A 15,621-nucleotide genomic window follows, 5' to 3' on the forward strand; every position below is an offset into this window, starting at 1 on the left:
CTCCGGCGATTCGGACACTCGGTGGCACACTCGACGGAGTGACGGTTCGGGCTGACAGGAGACTACATCCGGAGGAAACGGCCACCGGCTCGGTCATGACGGCCCTCGCCGTCGCGTTCACCGTCATCGGCGCCGTGATCCCGGTGGCGGGTGCCCTCCAGATCGTGGCCATCGTCCCGCTCGCCGTCGTCGCTCAACGCCATCGCCTGCGCGCGCTCGCCGTCGCGGGAACCGGCGGGGTGCTGGTGGCGTTCGTCGCCGGCGGGTTCTCCTCCGCGCTCACCATGACGGTCACCGCCGTCCTCGGCGGTGTGGTGGGCAGTGCCGTGCGTCGCCGTCGAGGATTCGGCACCGTGCTGCTGTGGTCGACGGTCACCGGCACGGTGGTCGGCGGGCTCTCCGTCCTCATGCTCCTCCTGCTGTCCGGACTGCGCGACCTCTTCCTCGGAGTCCTCGAGAACAGCATCCGCGGCACGGCCGACCTTCTCGGCCGGGTGCTGTCCGCCGACCGGGTGTCGCAGATCGTCGGCGACGCGGTCGCGGTCGGCATCGGGTACTGGTGGGCCTTCGTCTTCACCTCCGCCGTCTTCTCCACCGCCGTCAGCGGCGCCGTCGCGTGGTGGGTCCTGCGCGCCACCCTGACCCGACTCGGCGAGCTGGAATCCCGCGGCGTCCTGCCCGACGCCGCCACCGCGGAGTCCACGCCCGATCCCGTGCCGCTGCGCCTGACGGGAGCGACTTACCGCTATCCCGGCCACGATGTCGACGCGCTCGGTCCGCTCGATCTCACCGTGGTGCCGGGCCGCTTCTACGCGGTGGTGGGCGCCAACGGTTCCGGCAAGTCGACCCTGGCGCGCATCCTCGTGGGCGCGAGGCCCACCGGCGGCCGCGCCGATCGGCCGGGATCCACCGGGCTGGGCGCCGTCGGCGGGACGGCGATGATCCTGCAGCATCCCGAATCGCAGATCCTCGGCACACGCGTGGCGGACGACGTCGTGTGGGGACTCCCGCCGGCGTCCGCGCCGTCGCGCGAGCGTGTCGACGCCCTCCTCGCCGAGGTCGGTCTGGCCGGCTACGGCGATCGCGACACCTCCGGGCTGTCGGGCGGCGAACTCCAGCGACTCGCCGTCGCCGCGGCCCTGGCCCGTGAACCGAAACTCCTGGTGGCCGACGAGGCCACCGCCATGATCGATCCCGCCGGCCAACGCGAGTTGGTCGCGCTCCTGGCCGAGCTGCCGCGTCGTCGACACCTGGCCGTCGTCCTCATCACCCATCGCGCCGGCGAAGCCGCCTTGGCCGACGAGGTGGTGCGACTGCATCGCGGCCGCCGCGTCGTACACGATCCGACCTGGATGTCCGGGACCGCACCGCCCTACGGCGCCGTTCCGGTTCTCGGCCCCGACGTGCTGGTCCTGCGCGGCGTCGGGCACGTCTACAACCGCGGAACCCCGTGGGAGCGCCGCGCGCTGGCGGGTGTCGACCTCACCGTGCGACGGGGCGAGGGCCTGGCCGTCGTGGGCGGCAACGGATCCGGCAAGTCGACGTTGGCGTGGATCCTGGCCGGCCTGACCACGCCCACCGAGGGCACGTGCGAGGTGAACGGCAAGTCCACGTCGAAGGCGGTGGGGACGGTGGCGCTGTCCTTCCAGCACGCGCGTCTGCAGCTGCAGCGTCGCACGGTCGCCGAGGACATCGAGGCGGCGGGCGGCGCCGGCACCAGCGGGACCGACGTCTCGGCGGTGCTCGACACGGTGGGACTGCCGCGGGAGATCGCGGGCCGACGCGTCGACGAACTCAGCGGCGGTCAGATGCGGCGCGTCGCACTCGCCGGCCTGTTGGTGGGCAAGCCCGACGTGCTGGTTCTCGACGAGCCGCTGGCCGGACTGGATCCACCCGGCCGCCGCGAGATCACGTCGCTGCTGGCCCATCTGCGGTACCGCGGCCTGACTCTGGTGATCATCTCGCACGATCTGGAGATGCTGGACACCGTGCGCTCCCGCACGGTGGTCCTGGACCAGGGCGTGCTGCGACCCGCGGGTCAGGAGGCGCGTCGATGAAAGGCACGCTGCTGCGGGAGCTTCCGCTCTCGACTCCGATGCACCGACTCTGGGCGGGCACCAAACTGGTGGCCGTCGCCGTGATCTCGGTGTCGCTCCTGGTGTGGCCGACGTGGCCGATGGTGGGCGCGATCGCCGGACTGCTGCTGGTCGCCGCGGTGGTGGCACGAGTTCCGTTGCGCGCGGTACCGATTCCGCCGTGGTGGCTGTGGGGACTGGTCGCGTTCGGCGCGGCGGTGAACGCCGTCGTCTCCCCCGAGGCGGTGTGGCTCTACGCCCGCGGCATCCTGTTCGCGGTGGTCCTGCTGTGGGCGACGATCACGATGGCCTGGACGACGGCGATGGCCGACGTCGCCCCCGCGTTCGCGACCCTGCTCGCACCGCTCCGTAAACTCGGTGCGCCGGTGGACGATTGGGCCGTCTCGACGGCCCTGCTGCTGCGTGCCCTGCCGATGCTGCTCGACGACGTCCAGGTACTGGTGGCCGCCCGACGCCTACGTCCGCGGAAGGGAACGCGCAACGGCAAGGCCCAGGACACGTTCCTGATCGACATCATGGCGGCGATCGTCTCCGTGGCGATCCGGCGGTCGGCGGACATGGGCGAGGCCATCGCGGTGCGCGGCGGCACGGGATCGATCACCGCGACCCGCGCACGGCCCGGTCTGCGCGACGCCGCGGCCACGGCGATCGTGATCGCGGTCTGCGTCGCGGGAGCGGTGTCGTCCTAGAGCCTGACCCTCCCGACGGCGGGTCAGGCGAACAGGCGCTCGAACGTGTCGAGCGACGAGTCGATGTCGCCCTTCAGCGCGCGTGCCACACCCGATCCGACGGGGCCGAACAGCGGTGCGCCGCCGAGGTCGATGCGCATGGCCAGTTCCGTACCCGCGCTCTTCTCCGCGACGGTCAGCGTGAGCGAGACCTTGACCCCGCCCTTGCCGGACCCCTTCAGCGCCAGTTCGCGAGGGGGCGCGTACTTCTGGACGGTCCACGCCACCCGGTTGCGCAGACCCTTCACCGAGACCACGGACGAGATCTGCGTGCCCTCACCCAACTCGTCGGGAATGTCGCTGCGCCAGCCGTCGTGAATGGAGAGCCACTCCTCGTACCGGGAGAGATCGGACGCCGCGGCCCAGGCCGCGTCGGGGGACAACGGAACGACGCGGACCACCTCGAGTTTCGCCACGGCCGCAACACTAGCCGGTGGGGGAACTCGCGGTGGCCCGCGTCGCGAGAACTCGAGCTAGTGCGCCACGACCTTCTCCACACCGACACCGGTGAACGAGCGCACCTCCATCTCGGCGGCCTTTTCCTTGCTCTCGTTGTCCTTGCTCGTCAGCGTGCCGATGGCACCGAGCAGGAACGCGAGCGGGATGGACACGATGCCGGGGTTCGACAGCGGGAACCAGGCGAAGTCGGAGCCGGGGATCATCGCGGTCTTCGAGCCGGACACGGCCGGGGAGAAGACGATGAGCACGATCGTCGAGATCAGGCCGCCGTACATGCTCCACAGCGCGCCGCGGGTGGTGAAGCGTCGCCAGAAGAGCGAGTACAGGATGGTCGGCAGGTTCGCTGCCGCCGCCACCGCGAAGGCCAGGGCCACGAGGAACGCGATGTTCTGACCGTTGGCCAGGATGCCCAGGCCGATCGCGAGAAGGCCGATCACGACGGCGGTGATGCGCGAGACCTGGACCTGCTTGCGGTCGTCCACCTCGCCCTTCTTGATGACGCTCGCGTAGATGTCGTGCGCGAACGACGCCGAGGCGGTGATGGTGAGGCCGGCGACCACGGCGAGGATCGTCGCGAACGCGACGGCCGAGATGATGCCGAGCAGGATCACCCCGCCGAGCTCGAAGGCGAGCAGCGGTGCGGCGGAGTTCTGACCACCCGCCGCGGCGAGGATGCGGTCCGGGCCGACGATGGCCGCGGCGCCGTAGCCGAGGACGAGCGTGAACAGGTAGAAGGCACCGATGAGGGCGATGGCCCAGACCACGCTGCGTCGTGCTTCCTTGGCCGTGGGCACGGTGTAGAAGCGCATGAGCACGTGCGGCAGACCGGCGGTGCCGAGCACCAGGGCCAGGCCGAGCGAGATGAAGTTCAGCTTGGAGGTCTCGGATCCGCCGTACTGCGCACCGGGAGCAGCGACGTCGCGGGCGGCGACGGCCTCGCTCGCGGAGCCGGACACCATCTCCTGTGCACTGCCGATGATGGTCGAGATGTTGAAGCCGAACTTGGCCAGCACCAGGATCGTCATCAGTCCGGCGCCGGTGATGAGCAGCGCGGCCTTGATGATCTGCACCCAGGTGGTGCCCTTCATACCGCCGACCAGGACGTACACGATCATGAGGACGCCGACGACGGCGATGACGATGGACTGACCGGTGCGGTCGGAGATGTCGAGCAGCAGTGCGACCAGACCGCCCGCGCCGGCCATCTGGGCCAGCAGGTAGAACAGCGAGACGGTCAGCGTCGACAGTGCGGCCGCGGTGCGGACCGGGCCTTGCTTCAGACGGAAGCTGAGCACGTCGGCCATGGTGAATCGGCCGGTGTTGCGGAGCATCTCGGCGACCAGGAGCAGGGCCACGAGCCACGCGACGAGGAAGCCGATGGAGTAGAGGAAGCCGTCGTACCCGTAGACGGCGATGGCGCCGGCAATACCGAGGAAGCTCGCCGCCGAGAGGTAGTCACCGGCGATGGCGACGCCGTTCTGCGGGCCGGAGAATCCGCCGCCGGCGGTGAAGAATTCGGCGGAAGTTGAGTTCTTCTTGCTGGCCCGGATGACCACGACCATCGTGACGATCACGAAGACCGAGAAGATGGAGATGTTGACCAGGGGGCTGCCGACGGTCTCGGCGGCCGGCGCCTGCGCGAGCAGACCCACGCGATCGGAGAGTGTCACTGGGGGGTTCCTTCGAGTTCGGCGCGGATGGCGGCCGCCTTGGGATCGATCTCACGGTTGGCGAACCGGACGTAGATGCCGGTGATCACGAACGTCGTGACGAACTGAGCGAGGCCCAGCAGGAGCCCGACGTTGATGTTGCCGAACACCTTGGTCGCCATGAAGTCGTGCGCGTAGGCGCCGAGGAGAACGTAGGCGAGGTACCAGACGAGGAAGAACGCGGCCATCGGAAAGACGAAGCCGCGCAGACGGTTCCGCAACTGCTGGAACTCCGGGGAGTTCTGCATGTCGACGAAATCCTGCGGGGTGGGGGTGCGGCGCTCGGGCGTCGCTCCGGGTCGAGCATCGGCGGCTGTCACAGGGACTCCTACGGGTGAGGAAAGCTACTGCGCAGAACCTAGTGAGACCGCGGTCACACGAACAAGACCGTGGCCCGTGTCACACGCCGAAGGGCAGCGCGGTGCGCCGAGCGGTCGGCGAGCCACGGTGAACGGTCACCGCTCGTCACCGCCCTCGGAGCCGCTCCTCGCCCAGACCGAGTCGCTCGGGAGCATGCATGGCGGACATGATGCGACCGATCCCGGCCGGCACGGTCCGCCGCGTCAGCACCGACACCGCCACCATCACCGCAAAGGCCGTGGGCACGCTGACGGCCGCGGGGTAGTCGACGACGGCCCGCGCCCAGCCTCCCAGCACGGTGTCCGGCACTCCGCCGAGCACGGCCGCCGTGGCGGCGCCCGTCGAGAGCAGCCCGCCCACGACCAGTCCGGCCGCGGCGCCGGCGGGCGTCAGGCCTCGCCACCAGATACCGAGCACCAGCAGCGGACAGAGCGTCGAGGCCGCGACCGCGAAGACGAGCCCGACCGTGCGGGACAGGTCCAACGTCACCAGTCCCACCGACAGGGCGAGCGGCCCCGCACCAGCGACGATCGCGGCGATCCGAAAGTCCCGCACTCGTCCGCGGAGCACGTCCGTGCTCAGCACGCCGGCGATGGTCACCAACAGACCCGACGACGTCGACAGGAACGCCGCCATCGCCCCCGCCGCCACCAGCGCGGCGAGGGCCGTGCCGACCGCCCCGCCGATCGCCGCGGACGGCAGCAGGAGCACCGCCGCGTCGGACGCCCCGGTGATGAGCAGCTGCGGGACGTACAGGCGGGAGAACACGCCGAGCAGGGTCGGGAAGAGATAGAAGAGCGAGAGCAACCCGACGACGGTGAGGGCCGTGCGCCGCGCTGCCGGGCCGTCGGGATTGGTGTAGAAGCGCACCAGCACGTGCGGCAGACCCATCGTGCCGAGGAACGTCGCGAGGATCAGCGAATAGACCTGATAGAGCGGGAACGGCCCGCCGAAACCGTTGCCCGGAGCCAGCCACGAGGACCCTTCGACCGGTGCGCCGGAGACCACCGGCACCGGCGACCCGGCCGGAAGCTCCAGCGTGGTGCCCGACGCCAGCGTGTGGTCACCCGCCGCGAGCGTGACCGGGCCGTCGACCGCGGCGTCGTCGATCGTGCCCCGCACGACGACGGGAAGGTCCGACGCCACCTGCACCACCACGTCGGTACTGATCTCGACGGTGGTGGCCGCCTCGACGGACGGCGGTGCGGGCGTGCCCATCTCGCGTGCGTCGCCCACGAAGTGGACGGCGAGGACCAGCGCCGGAACGGCGACGGCGGTGAGCTTGAGCCAGTACTGAAACGCCTGGACGAACGTCACCGACCGCATCCCGCCGCCGACGACGTTGGCGATGACGATCAGGCCGATGGCGGCCGCCCCGACCCAACTCGGTACGCCCAGAAGGATGTTCAGCGTCAGACCCGCACCCTGGAGCTGCGGGACCAGGTACAGCGCGCAGATGCCCGCGACCACCAACATCGCCAACGTGCGCACACGCCGTGACTCCAACCGGAACTCGGCGAAATCCGGCACCGTGTAGGCGCCGGACCGGCGAAGCGGCGCGGAGACGAAGAGCAGCAATCCGAGGTAGCCCGCCGTGAAACCCAGTGGGTACCAGAGCGCGTCGGCACCGTACTTCGCGATCAATCCGGCCACGCCGAGGAACGACGCCGCCGACAGGTACTCCCCCGACACCGCGGCCGCGTTCCAGCGGGCACCGACACTGCGGGAGGCGACGAGGAAATCCGACGTCGTCCGCGCGAGCCGCACCCCGTACACACCGACGGCGACGGTGGCGACGGCGGACGCGATCACCGCCGCCACGGTCGCGGCGCTCACCACGTCAGGGCCACCGGTCGTCGACCAGATCGGCGAACTCCTGCTCGTTGCGTCCCGCCGCCCGCACGAACGCCACCCCTACCACGAGCAGCACGGGATAGGCCGCAACGGCGAGGATCCACCAGGGCACTCCCACACCCCACAGGCGCGCGGTCCCCGCCGCCGGCGCGACCACCCACAGCAACGGAATCAGCCCGACGAGCAGCACCACCACCGTGGCCATGCGCAGGGCGAGCGCGAGCTGGGCACGAATCAATCCGCGCACCATCGCCTCGCCGACGGCGGTCTGCTCCTCGACCTCCACCCGGGTGCGCACGATGCGAGCACCGCGGCGCGTGGCGAGCACGACGCGTTCGCGCGGCGGCGGCACGTCAGCTCCCGCGACCGACGAGCGCAGCACGCGGCCCCCGCACCACGCGGTCGCGCAACTCCCGGGTGTGCCGCCGACTGACCGGCAGCTCGACGGGCGGGCACTCCCCCTGACCGCGCAGGCACACCACCACGCCGGAGCCGACCGTTCGGGTGCCGCCGATGCGAGCCACCGACACCAGGTACGAGCGGTGCACGCGCAGGAACCCGTGATCGGCCCAGCGCGCTTCCAGTGCGGACAGTGCGATGCGCACCAGATGCGTGCCCGTCGTGGTGTGCAACCGGGCGTAGTCGCCCTCCGCCTCCACCCACAGGACCGTCGACCGCGGCACCATCGTGGTCACGCCGCCCAGTTCCACCGGGATGACGTCGTCCGCGTCGGCGGCGGGCGCTGTGGAGGTGGGCCCGGGCGCGGACCCGGCACGCTCGACGATGCGGCCGACCGCCTCCGCCAACCGGGCGTCGCGGAGGGGCTTGAGCAGGTAGTCCACGGCGCCGATCTCGAACGCGGCCACTGCGCGATCGTCGTGCGCGGTGACGAACACGACGGCCGGCGGCGTCGCGAAGTTCCGCAGCACCCCGGCCAGCTCGAGACCGTCGAGACCGGGCATGTCGATGTCGAGGAACACCGCGTCGACGGGCTCGTCCCGCAGGAGTCGCAGCGCGGTGGTCGCGTCGGACGCACCCTGCACGGCCTCGACCGACGGGTGCCGACGCAGCAGGTACAGCAACTCGTCGAGGGCGGGCCGTTCGTCGTCGACGGCGAGCAGGCGAAGTCCGTGATGGTCGGTCACAATGCGTCGATCGTGCCATGTCCTCTCGTACCGAGTGAGTGACTCGGCGGGTTTGCCGTGCGCGCTCGGACGGTCGGCGGATCAGGGCGCGCGACGACCCAGCAGGGCAATGCCGATTCCGGCGACCAGGACGGTCCCGACGACGATGCCCAGCGGCAGCACGACGTCGCCGAGCAGCGAGGTGGTCGGGGCGTCGAGTGGGGTGTAGGCCGTCCACCCGACGTCGCGGACGGCGGGAACGGAGACCGCGAGCGGGACGGCCAGGCCGAGCGCCCATCCTGTCGCCGTCGGCGTGCGCACGACCGAGGCGAACAGGAAGGCCGCCGCCGCGGGGAGCACCAGCAGGCCCGCGACGAACCAGAGGTTGTCCCACGGCGGGCCGTCGGCAAGCGAGGTCAGGCAGACGAGGACGAGCACCCCGATACCGACACTCGGACGCGGCCACCGCCGGCCCAGCGCCGCCCCGAGCACGATCAGTGCCAGCAGCACGACGATGCTGCCGATCGTCCATGCCGGGCCGGCCGCGACGTCGATCGCGACACCGGCCGCCGTCGACGCTGCTGCGAGCACCGCCGTGCCCGCCAGGATCGGCACGACGACACGGCCCGGAATCGGAGTGGATCGTCGGTCGGGAGCCGCCGGAAGGTCCGACCGCAGCGTCGTCCACACCCACGCCACCGCGGTCAGCGCGGCCACAATCGGCACGACGACGGGCGTCGGCTGTTCGGAGGCGAGGACGTACTCGGCGTAGCGGCCCGGGACCTCGCGTCGGCCGGGGTCCAGGCTCTCGACGAGTCCCCCGACGAACAGCCCGCCGACGGTCGCTGCGGCGAGCCAGGCGCGCCGAGCGGACGTCGCCCCGGCCAGGACCGACGCCGCGCCCAGCAGTACGCCGCCGGCAATCGTGCCGATCGGCACCGCCATGTCCGGAGACGCGGCCAGGAGCGACGCTCCGGCCGTCAGTGCTGCGCCGATCCCGGTCGCACTCGCCAGCGCCGCCCGCCGGACGAGTGCGGCCACCAGACCGGCGGCGATCACGGCGCCCGCGAGGACGACGACACCCGAGTCCACCCCGCCGATCGATCCGGCGGCGACGACTCCAGTCGTCGGCTCCCGCGTCAGGAGAACGGCCGCGAGGAATCCGGACAGGACGAGGGCGACCGTCGCTCTCACGCCCGCACCCCGGGCCGGAACTTCGGCACTCGCATGCTCACCTTCGTCCCGGCGTCGGGCGCCGTCTCCACGACCAGGCCGTAGTCGTTTCCGAAGGCCGCGCGCAGCCGGTCGTCGACGTTGGACAGGCCCACGTGCACACCGTCGGCGGCGCCGAGGTCGCCGGAACGCAGGAGTTCGGGATCCATGCCCACCCCGTCGTCCTCGACGCTGATCGCGGCGTCCGTGCCGGCGTCGGCGGCGACGATGGTGATGCGCCCTCGCCCGCGTCCGGCCACACCGTGCCGCACGGCGTTCTCCACCAGCGGCTGCAACGCGAGGAACGGCACGACGACGCCCAGGACCTCCGGCGCGATCTGCAGAGTCACGTCGAGCGAGTCACCGAAGCGGGCGCGTTCGAGGGTGAGGTAGCGATCGATGTTGCGCAGCTCGTCCGCCAACACCGTGTATTCACCGGCGGACCGGAAGGAGTAGCGGGTGAAGTCGGCGAACTCGAGCACCAGCTCGCGCGCGCGGTCCGGGTCGGTCCGCACGAACGACGCGACCGTGGTCAGGGCGTTGTAGATGAAGTGCGGGCTGATCTGCGCCCGCAGTGCGCGGACCTCGGCACGGTCGAGGCGCGCCCGGCCGGCGTCGAGTTCGGCCAGCTCGAGCTGCTCGCCCACGTACCGGGCCACTTCGGTGCAGACGCCGAGCAGGCCCGGTCCCGGTTCGGCCGCCGTCACGACGCCCAGCACGCACACCACCCCGGCCGACTCGGTGAGCACCGGCTGGACGACGACGGACCGCGTGGCCCGTCGGACCAGCACCCGACGTTCGGTGTCGATCGCCCGACGCGCGGTGGCCGGGAAGTCCGCGGTCTCCTCGTCGGCGGGCCCGTTCACCGCCAGCACCGTGCCGTCCGGGCCGGCGACGATCACCGCGTGGGCGCCGGTCAGGGTGCGCAGGTGGGGTGCCGCGTCGGCGGCGGAATCGGCGTCGAGTCCGCGGCGCAGCGGACGCGCGGCGGACGACGCCGTCGACAAGGCCGCGTGCACGGCGCGTTCGGTGGTCGTGGTGAGCGGCCGCGTTCCTCGCCGCGTGATGACGACGACGGCGGCGACCACCGCCGCGACGATCGCGACGAGCACCACCGCCGTCGTCGCGGTCACGAGAGCAGGTCACACGTGTTCGCCGACGGCGTCCCGACGAAGCGGTCCGTCACCCACGACACCGCCTCACCGGTGGCGGCGGAATCGGCGTGGCCCTGATCGGGTCGGAAGCGGAAGTCCAGGCGGTCACCCCCCGCACACGCGGCACGCGACGCCTCCTCCGTCCAGTCGGGTTCGATGAGAGTGTCCCGGCCGCCGACCAGCACCATCATCGGGGCGGTGGCACCGGACTGCGGAAGTGCGTTGCGACCCAACCACTCCCGCATGGCGGCGTAGGCCTCCGGCGAACTCGGGCGAACGTCGTCGGGACCGATGGCGGCCACGGCCGTCAGCTTCTCGGCGGCCAGCGGACCGGTGCAGGCGAGCAGGACGTCCTTGCCCGCGAGCAGCCCACCGGACAGGAAGTCCGAATCCCGGAACTGCGGGTAGGACACCAGGAATCCCTCGACGACGAACGGCAGGATCCCGCGCTGCGGCAGCGTGAGGTCGCCGAGCCCCTCCGGCGGGGCGATCGCACGGAGGTCGGCCGCGGGCGAGAGGTTGGCCGTCCCCACCAGTTCGAGGCCGTCGCCGTACGTGGCGGCCATCTCGTTGGCCGCCCACGAGGCCTGTCCACCCTGCGAGACGCCGACGGCCGCCCAGCGAGTCCCGGTGCCGGGCACCACGTTCCGCGCCGCACGCACCGCGTCGATGACGTCGTACCCGGCGGAGGGCGCATCGAGGTAGGGATGCGGTCCGGGGCTGCCGAGTCCCTGGTAGTCGCTCACGGTCACCACGGCGCCGCGCTCGAGGAACGGCGTGACCATACCGATGGCGCCCAACAGGTTCGGGTACAGCGACGGCGCGCACTCGTCCGTCACGCCGGTGGTGCCGTGCGCGATGGACACCACGGGCCATCCCCCCGCGGGGGGCAGACCACCGGGGACGAAGACGGTGCCCGTGACGTCCACGCCGCTGCCGTCGATCCCGGAGGTCGACCGATAGGTGATGCGATGCGCAGTGGCGCCCAGCGCCGTGACGCTCTGATCCACCTGACCCAGCACCACGTCCGAGGTGACGGCTCCGCGCTCGTCACCCTGCGGCGCAGGCGTGGTGGGGGCGGCCGTGGTCGTGCCGGAGGACGACCCGGCGGCGGACGACGACGTCGAATCCGCCCCGCACCCCGCCACGGCCAGCACCGCGGCCGCCGCGATCGTCCCGAACGTCCGGCGGTACCGCACTTCCGTCAGCCCCTCTCGGTGGTGAATCGCTGCAACCGGGTCTCGGTGGCCGCCTGCTCGATGTCGAGCCCGTCCAACACGGTACGCAACACCTCGTCGTCCAGTTCGCCGCGATCCCGCGCGTCGAGCAACGCCTCGCGCTGACGGACCAGCACCGTCCGTCGCCAGCGATCGAACGCGGCGCTGGTGGCCGAGAACCGGTCCGCGGGCTGCTCCTCGTCCTCCGTCTCGTCGGCCTCGAGGCGGGCGAGGGTGACCCGTCGCACGCGGTCGACCACGCCCTCGGCGTCGGTGCCCTTCAGCGATCGCCGTGCCTCGTCGAGGCAGTCGACGACGGCCCGTCGGGAGATGCGGCGGGCCAGGGCGCGTTGCTCCTCGACGTACCGGATCTCGGCGGGGTCGGCGATGTCGAGGCGCCGGATGACCATCGGCAGGGTGATGCCCTGGATCAGCAGGGTCCCCACCGCCACGGTGAACGCGATGGCGGAGATGACGCCGCGGCCGGGGAAGTCGGCGCCCGAGGCGGTCACGAACGGCACACCGGCCGCCGCTGCCAGGGTGACCACCCCGCGCATGCCGGCCCAGGACAGCACCAGGGTCTGCGTCCAACTCAGCTCGGAGTGCGGTCGAGACCGAATCCTGCCCACCACCCGTCGCAACGCGGTGCCGACGAACAGCGCGAGGGGCCGGACCGCCATGACCAGGAGCAACACGAGCAGGCCATACAGGAAGACGTGGTGGACGGGGAGTCCCTCCCCGCGCAGATCGTCGACGACGAACTTCAGCTGCAGACCCATGTACGCGAACACGAACGTCTCGAGCACCAGGTCCAGCGTCCGCCACACCTGCCGTTCCTGGATGCGGGTGGGGATGGCGTCGGAACTGCGCGCCGACCCCAGAACGAATCCCGCCGTGACGACGGCGAGCACACCGGAGGAGTGCACCTGCTCGGCCGCGAGGTACGCGGCGAAGGGAACGATGATGCCCAGAACGGTCTCGAGGGCGCTGTCGGCCAGGTGCCGCCGCACGAAGCGCACGACCCGCCCGACGATCCACCCGACGCCGATACCCGCGGCTACCTCGTAGGCGAAGAACAACACCGGCGGTTCGAGGTCGATGCGATTGCCCGTCACGGACGCGACGGCAATGGTGAAGAGCGTCAGCGCGGCGGCGTCGTTGACCAGCGACTCCCCCGTGAGGATGGACATCATGCGGTGCGGGAGGCCGAGCCGCCGCCCGACGGCCACGGCCACGGCCGACACTGCGTCGGGAGGCGCGACCACCGCCCCCAGGACCAGGGCGGCGCCCAGCGTGAGTTCGGGAACCAGCCAGGACGAGAAGAAGCCGACCGCGACGGTGGTGATCACCACCAGGCCGACGCCGAGTCGCACGATCGCCCGCAGGTTGCGACGGAAGGACGCGAAGGAGAAGTCGATCGCCGCCGAGTACAGCAACGGCGGAAGGATCACGCCCAGAAGCAGTTCCGGGTCCAGAGCCGGCCGCGGCAGGCCGGGGACGAACGAGGCGACCGAGCCCACCGCCACCAGGACCAGCGGCACCTGAAGGTCGAGCCGACGCGCGAAACCCGCGACGACGACGGCGCCCGCGACCACGAGAAGCAGGAGCCAGCCGTCCATGCGGATCGACTACCCGAGCGCCGGTGATCTACCGGGTCACTTGTCCGGGATCGCCTTCTTCGCGGCGTCCTGCACCTTGTCGATCTGCTGGGCGTACTTGCCGCCGGTCTTCTTGTCCGCGAAATCGGCGGCCTTGTCCACGGCCTGCTCGATCTTGTCGGAGTTCTGCGCAGCGGCCTGCTTGCCCTTGCCGATCAGCTTCTTCAACTCGTCCGCGAATGCCATGGCGCCCAGTTTACGTCGTCCACCACCGGCGACCCGGTTGCGGCCGGATCAGATCCACGCGCTGGCCCACCATCGGAACCACCACGGGCGTCGACACCGGGTCCGCCGCGGCGAGCAGCCGCTCCACCGGTTCGGCCCAGGAGTGGAACGCCAGGTCGAACGTGCCCCAGTGGACGGGGAGAAGGACACCGGCGTCCGATCGACCGCCCTGAAGGTCTGCGTGCGCCCGGACGGCCTCCTCGGGGTTCATGTGGATGTCCGGCCACCGCACGTCGTACGCACCGATGGGCAGGAGCGTGAGATCGAACGGTCCGAGGCGGGATCCGATGTCGCCGAACGCCTCGGTGTACCCGGTGTCCCCACCGAAGAACGCGCGATGCTCGGGACCGACCACCGACCACGACGCCCACTGGGTGGTGTCGCGCGCGAAGGTGCGGCCGGAGAAGTGCCGGGCCTCGAGACAGGTGATGCGCAGCCCGGCGACGGCACTGCCGTCGTTCCAGTCCAGTTCGACGATCCGGTCCTCCGGCACCGCCCACCGCCGCAGGTGCGCGCCCACGCCCAGGGGAACCAGGAACGGCGCCTGCTGGGTTCGGACCAGCGTGGTGACGGTGTCGCGGTCCAGGTGGTCGTAGTGGTCGTGGGAGATCAGGATCGCGTCGATCGGGGGAAGCGCTTCGAGCGCAACGGGAACGGGATGCAGACGCGAGGGTCCCACCACGCGCGACGGGGACACGCGGCGACTCCACACCGGATCGGTCAGCACGCGGCGGCCGTCGATCTCGACGATCACCGACGAGTGCCCGAACCAGGTGGCCGCGAGATCCGCGGCGTCGGCCGGTGCGAGCGGGGTGGCCAGTGGGACCGGACGCGGAGGCTTGCCGCGATCGCCGCGACGCAGCATCGCCATGCCGATGCTCGCCTGCTCGGCCGGATCGACGACGGACGCGGGCGCGGTGTTGTGGAATCTGCCGTCCCGATAGTGGGACGACGCGGCCGCGTAGGGCCGCACCGCCGCCCGGCTCGCCCCGAGCGACGACGGCACTCCCCGCGCCGCCGATGCCACCCATGCCGCGCCTGCCGCCGCCACCGCGGCGGCCACGGCCGTTGCGATCCTCACCTGCTACCTCCCCTGGAACACCGGGTCGCGCTTCTCCCGACGTGCGGTGCGCGCCTCGACGGCGTCCTCGCTGGCCCAGGCGGCCCGATACGCCTCCTGCTGGGCCTCGGTGTCCGGGGCGCGGGTGCCGTCGTCGTTGAACACGAGCTTGAGGTGCCGCAGCGACAGCGGCGCGAGGGTCGCGATGCGGTCGGCCCACTCCTGAGCGTCGCTCGGCTCGCCGAGGCGGTTGGCGAGTCCGCAGGCCAGGGCCTCCTCCGCGGTGAGCCGCTCCGCCCCCAGGAGCACGGTGCGCGCCGGGCCTCCGCCGGCCAGCGACGTCAACCGGCGCACCGTCCAGGAATCGACCGCGATCGCGAGCCGGGTGGAGGGAATCGCGAAGAACGCCGACGGCGACACCACCCGCAGATCCGCCGCCAGTGCGAGTTGCGTGCCCGCGCCCACCGCCGGTCCGTTCACGGCCGCCACCACGGGAATCGGCAGCGTCTCGATCGAACGGTGCAGCGCCACCAGTGCTTCCGGGAACTCGGTGGCGGCGATGTCCCCGCTCAGGTCCGCTCCGGCGCAGAAACTGCTGCCCTGACCGGTGATCACGACGACACGGACCGCGTCCGCCGGCGCGGCTTCGACCGCCGCGCGCAGTTCCCGGCACAGCTCGGCGTTCAAGGCGTTGCGCCGCTCCGGCCGTTGCAACTCCACCGTCAGGACGCCTCCGCGCCGACTCGTTCCGATCACGTGCCGAAC

15 protein-coding genes are annotated in these 15,621 nt (G+C 71.4%); 2 read left to right on the plus strand and 13 right to left on the minus strand.

Annotation, left to right across the window (positions count from 1 at the left end):
* Positions 1-95 precede the first annotated feature (95 nt).
* Positions 96-2,057, plus strand: coding sequence for an ABC transporter ATP-binding protein (locus tag A3Q40_RS13130; RefSeq protein ID WP_068106192.1), 1,962 nt, complete (start codon positions 96-98; stop codon positions 2,055-2,057).
* Positions 2,054-2,785, plus strand: coding sequence for an energy-coupling factor transporter transmembrane component T family protein (locus tag A3Q40_RS13135; protein ID WP_068102800.1), 732 nt, complete (start codon positions 2,054-2,056; stop codon positions 2,783-2,785). The genes A3Q40_RS13130 and A3Q40_RS13135 overlap by 4 nt, the downstream gene beginning before the upstream one ends.
* 23 nt (positions 2,786-2,808) lie before the next feature.
* Here A3Q40_RS13135 and A3Q40_RS13140 read toward each other — a convergent pair whose 3' ends face one another.
* From A3Q40_RS13140 to A3Q40_RS13200, 13 genes are all read right to left on the minus strand, one after another.
* Complete coding sequence (locus A3Q40_RS13140; protein ID WP_068102801.1) at positions 2,809-3,240, minus strand: type II toxin-antitoxin system Rv0910 family toxin; 432 nt, start codon at positions 3,238-3,240, stop codon at positions 2,809-2,811.
* A 57-nt stretch (positions 3,241-3,297) separates the two neighbouring features.
* The gene (locus A3Q40_RS13145) at positions 3,298-4,935 is read right to left on the minus strand and encodes a solute symporter family protein (RefSeq protein ID WP_068106195.1); all 1,638 of its coding nucleotides are present in this window, start codon (positions 4,933-4,935) and stop codon (positions 3,298-3,300) included.
* A gap of 14 nt (positions 4,936-4,949) precedes the next feature.
* Positions 4,950-5,312: a DUF485 domain-containing protein gene (locus A3Q40_RS13150; protein WP_068102802.1), complete on the minus strand. Its 363-nt coding sequence runs from the start codon at positions 5,310-5,312 to the stop codon at positions 4,950-4,952.
* 145 nt (positions 5,313-5,457) lie between these two features.
* The gene (locus A3Q40_RS13155; RefSeq protein WP_235606300.1) at positions 5,458-7,188 is read right to left on the minus strand and encodes a sodium/solute symporter; all 1,731 of its coding nucleotides are present in this window, start codon (positions 7,186-7,188) and stop codon (positions 5,458-5,460) included.
* Between the two features lie 4 nt (positions 7,189-7,192).
* Positions 7,193-7,558 (minus strand): hypothetical protein, encoded by a 366-nt coding sequence (locus tag A3Q40_RS13160; RefSeq protein WP_068102805.1) that lies wholly within the window; start codon positions 7,556-7,558, stop codon positions 7,193-7,195.
* Between the two features lies 1 nt (position 7,559).
* Complete coding sequence (locus tag A3Q40_RS13165) at positions 7,560-8,351, minus strand: LytR/AlgR family response regulator transcription factor (RefSeq protein ID WP_235606301.1); 792 nt, start codon at positions 8,349-8,351, stop codon at positions 7,560-7,562.
* Between the two features lie 81 nt (positions 8,352-8,432).
* Complete coding sequence (locus A3Q40_RS13170; RefSeq protein WP_068102808.1) at positions 8,433-9,524, minus strand: hypothetical protein; 1,092 nt, start codon at positions 9,522-9,524, stop codon at positions 8,433-8,435.
* Entirely contained in the window at positions 9,521-10,675 is a 1,155-nt protein-coding gene (locus A3Q40_RS13175) for a sensor histidine kinase (RefSeq protein ID WP_082833914.1), read from the minus strand. The genes A3Q40_RS13170 and A3Q40_RS13175 overlap by 4 nt, the downstream gene beginning before the upstream one ends.
* Positions 10,672-11,895 carry a lipase family protein gene (locus A3Q40_RS13180; RefSeq protein ID WP_069972953.1) on the minus strand — a complete coding sequence of 408 codons (1,224 nt, stop codon included), beginning with the start codon at positions 11,893-11,895 and terminating at the stop codon, positions 10,672-10,674. The genes A3Q40_RS13175 and A3Q40_RS13180 overlap by 4 nt, the downstream gene beginning before the upstream one ends.
* 5 nt (positions 11,896-11,900) lie before the next feature.
* A complete protein-coding gene (locus A3Q40_RS13185) occupies positions 11,901-13,532 on the minus strand; it encodes a Na+/H+ antiporter (RefSeq protein WP_068102812.1) in 1,632 nt (543 codons plus the stop codon).
* Between the two features lie 36 nt (positions 13,533-13,568).
* Entirely contained in the window at positions 13,569-13,757 is a 189-nt protein-coding gene (locus tag A3Q40_RS13190) for an antitoxin (RefSeq protein ID WP_068102814.1), read from the minus strand.
* A 10-nt stretch (positions 13,758-13,767) separates the two neighbouring features.
* Positions 13,768-14,877 carry an MBL fold metallo-hydrolase gene (locus A3Q40_RS13195; protein WP_068102816.1) on the minus strand — a complete coding sequence of 370 codons (1,110 nt, stop codon included), beginning with the start codon at positions 14,875-14,877 and terminating at the stop codon, positions 13,768-13,770.
* Between the two features lie 3 nt (positions 14,878-14,880).
* Entirely contained in the window at positions 14,881-15,612 is a 732-nt protein-coding gene (locus tag A3Q40_RS13200) for an enoyl-CoA hydratase (RefSeq protein WP_068102817.1), read from the minus strand.
* Positions 15,613-15,621: the final 9 nt, after the last annotated feature.

Origin of the sequence: Rhodococcus sp. PBTS 1 (assembly GCF_001620025.1) — a bacterium.
GTDB classification, from domain to species: domain Bacteria; phylum Actinomycetota; class Actinomycetes; order Mycobacteriales; family Mycobacteriaceae; genus Rhodococcoides; species Rhodococcoides kroppenstedtii.

Coding starts and splice junctions, on each gene's coding strand:
- A3Q40_RS13130 (WP_068106192.1), top strand. CDS start 96: ATGACGGCCCTCGCCGTCGCGTTCACCGTCATCGGCGCCGTGATCCCG.
- A3Q40_RS13135 (WP_068102800.1), top strand. CDS start 2,054: ATGAAAGGCACGCTGCTGCGGGAGCTTCCGCTCTCGACTCCGATGCAC.
- A3Q40_RS13185 (WP_068102812.1), bottom strand. CDS start 13,532: ATGGACGGCTGGCTCCTGCTTCTCGTGGTCGCGGGCGCCGTCGTCGTC.
- A3Q40_RS13190 (WP_068102814.1), bottom strand. CDS start 13,757: ATGGCATTCGCGGACGAGTTGAAGAAGCTGATCGGCAAGGGCAAGCAG.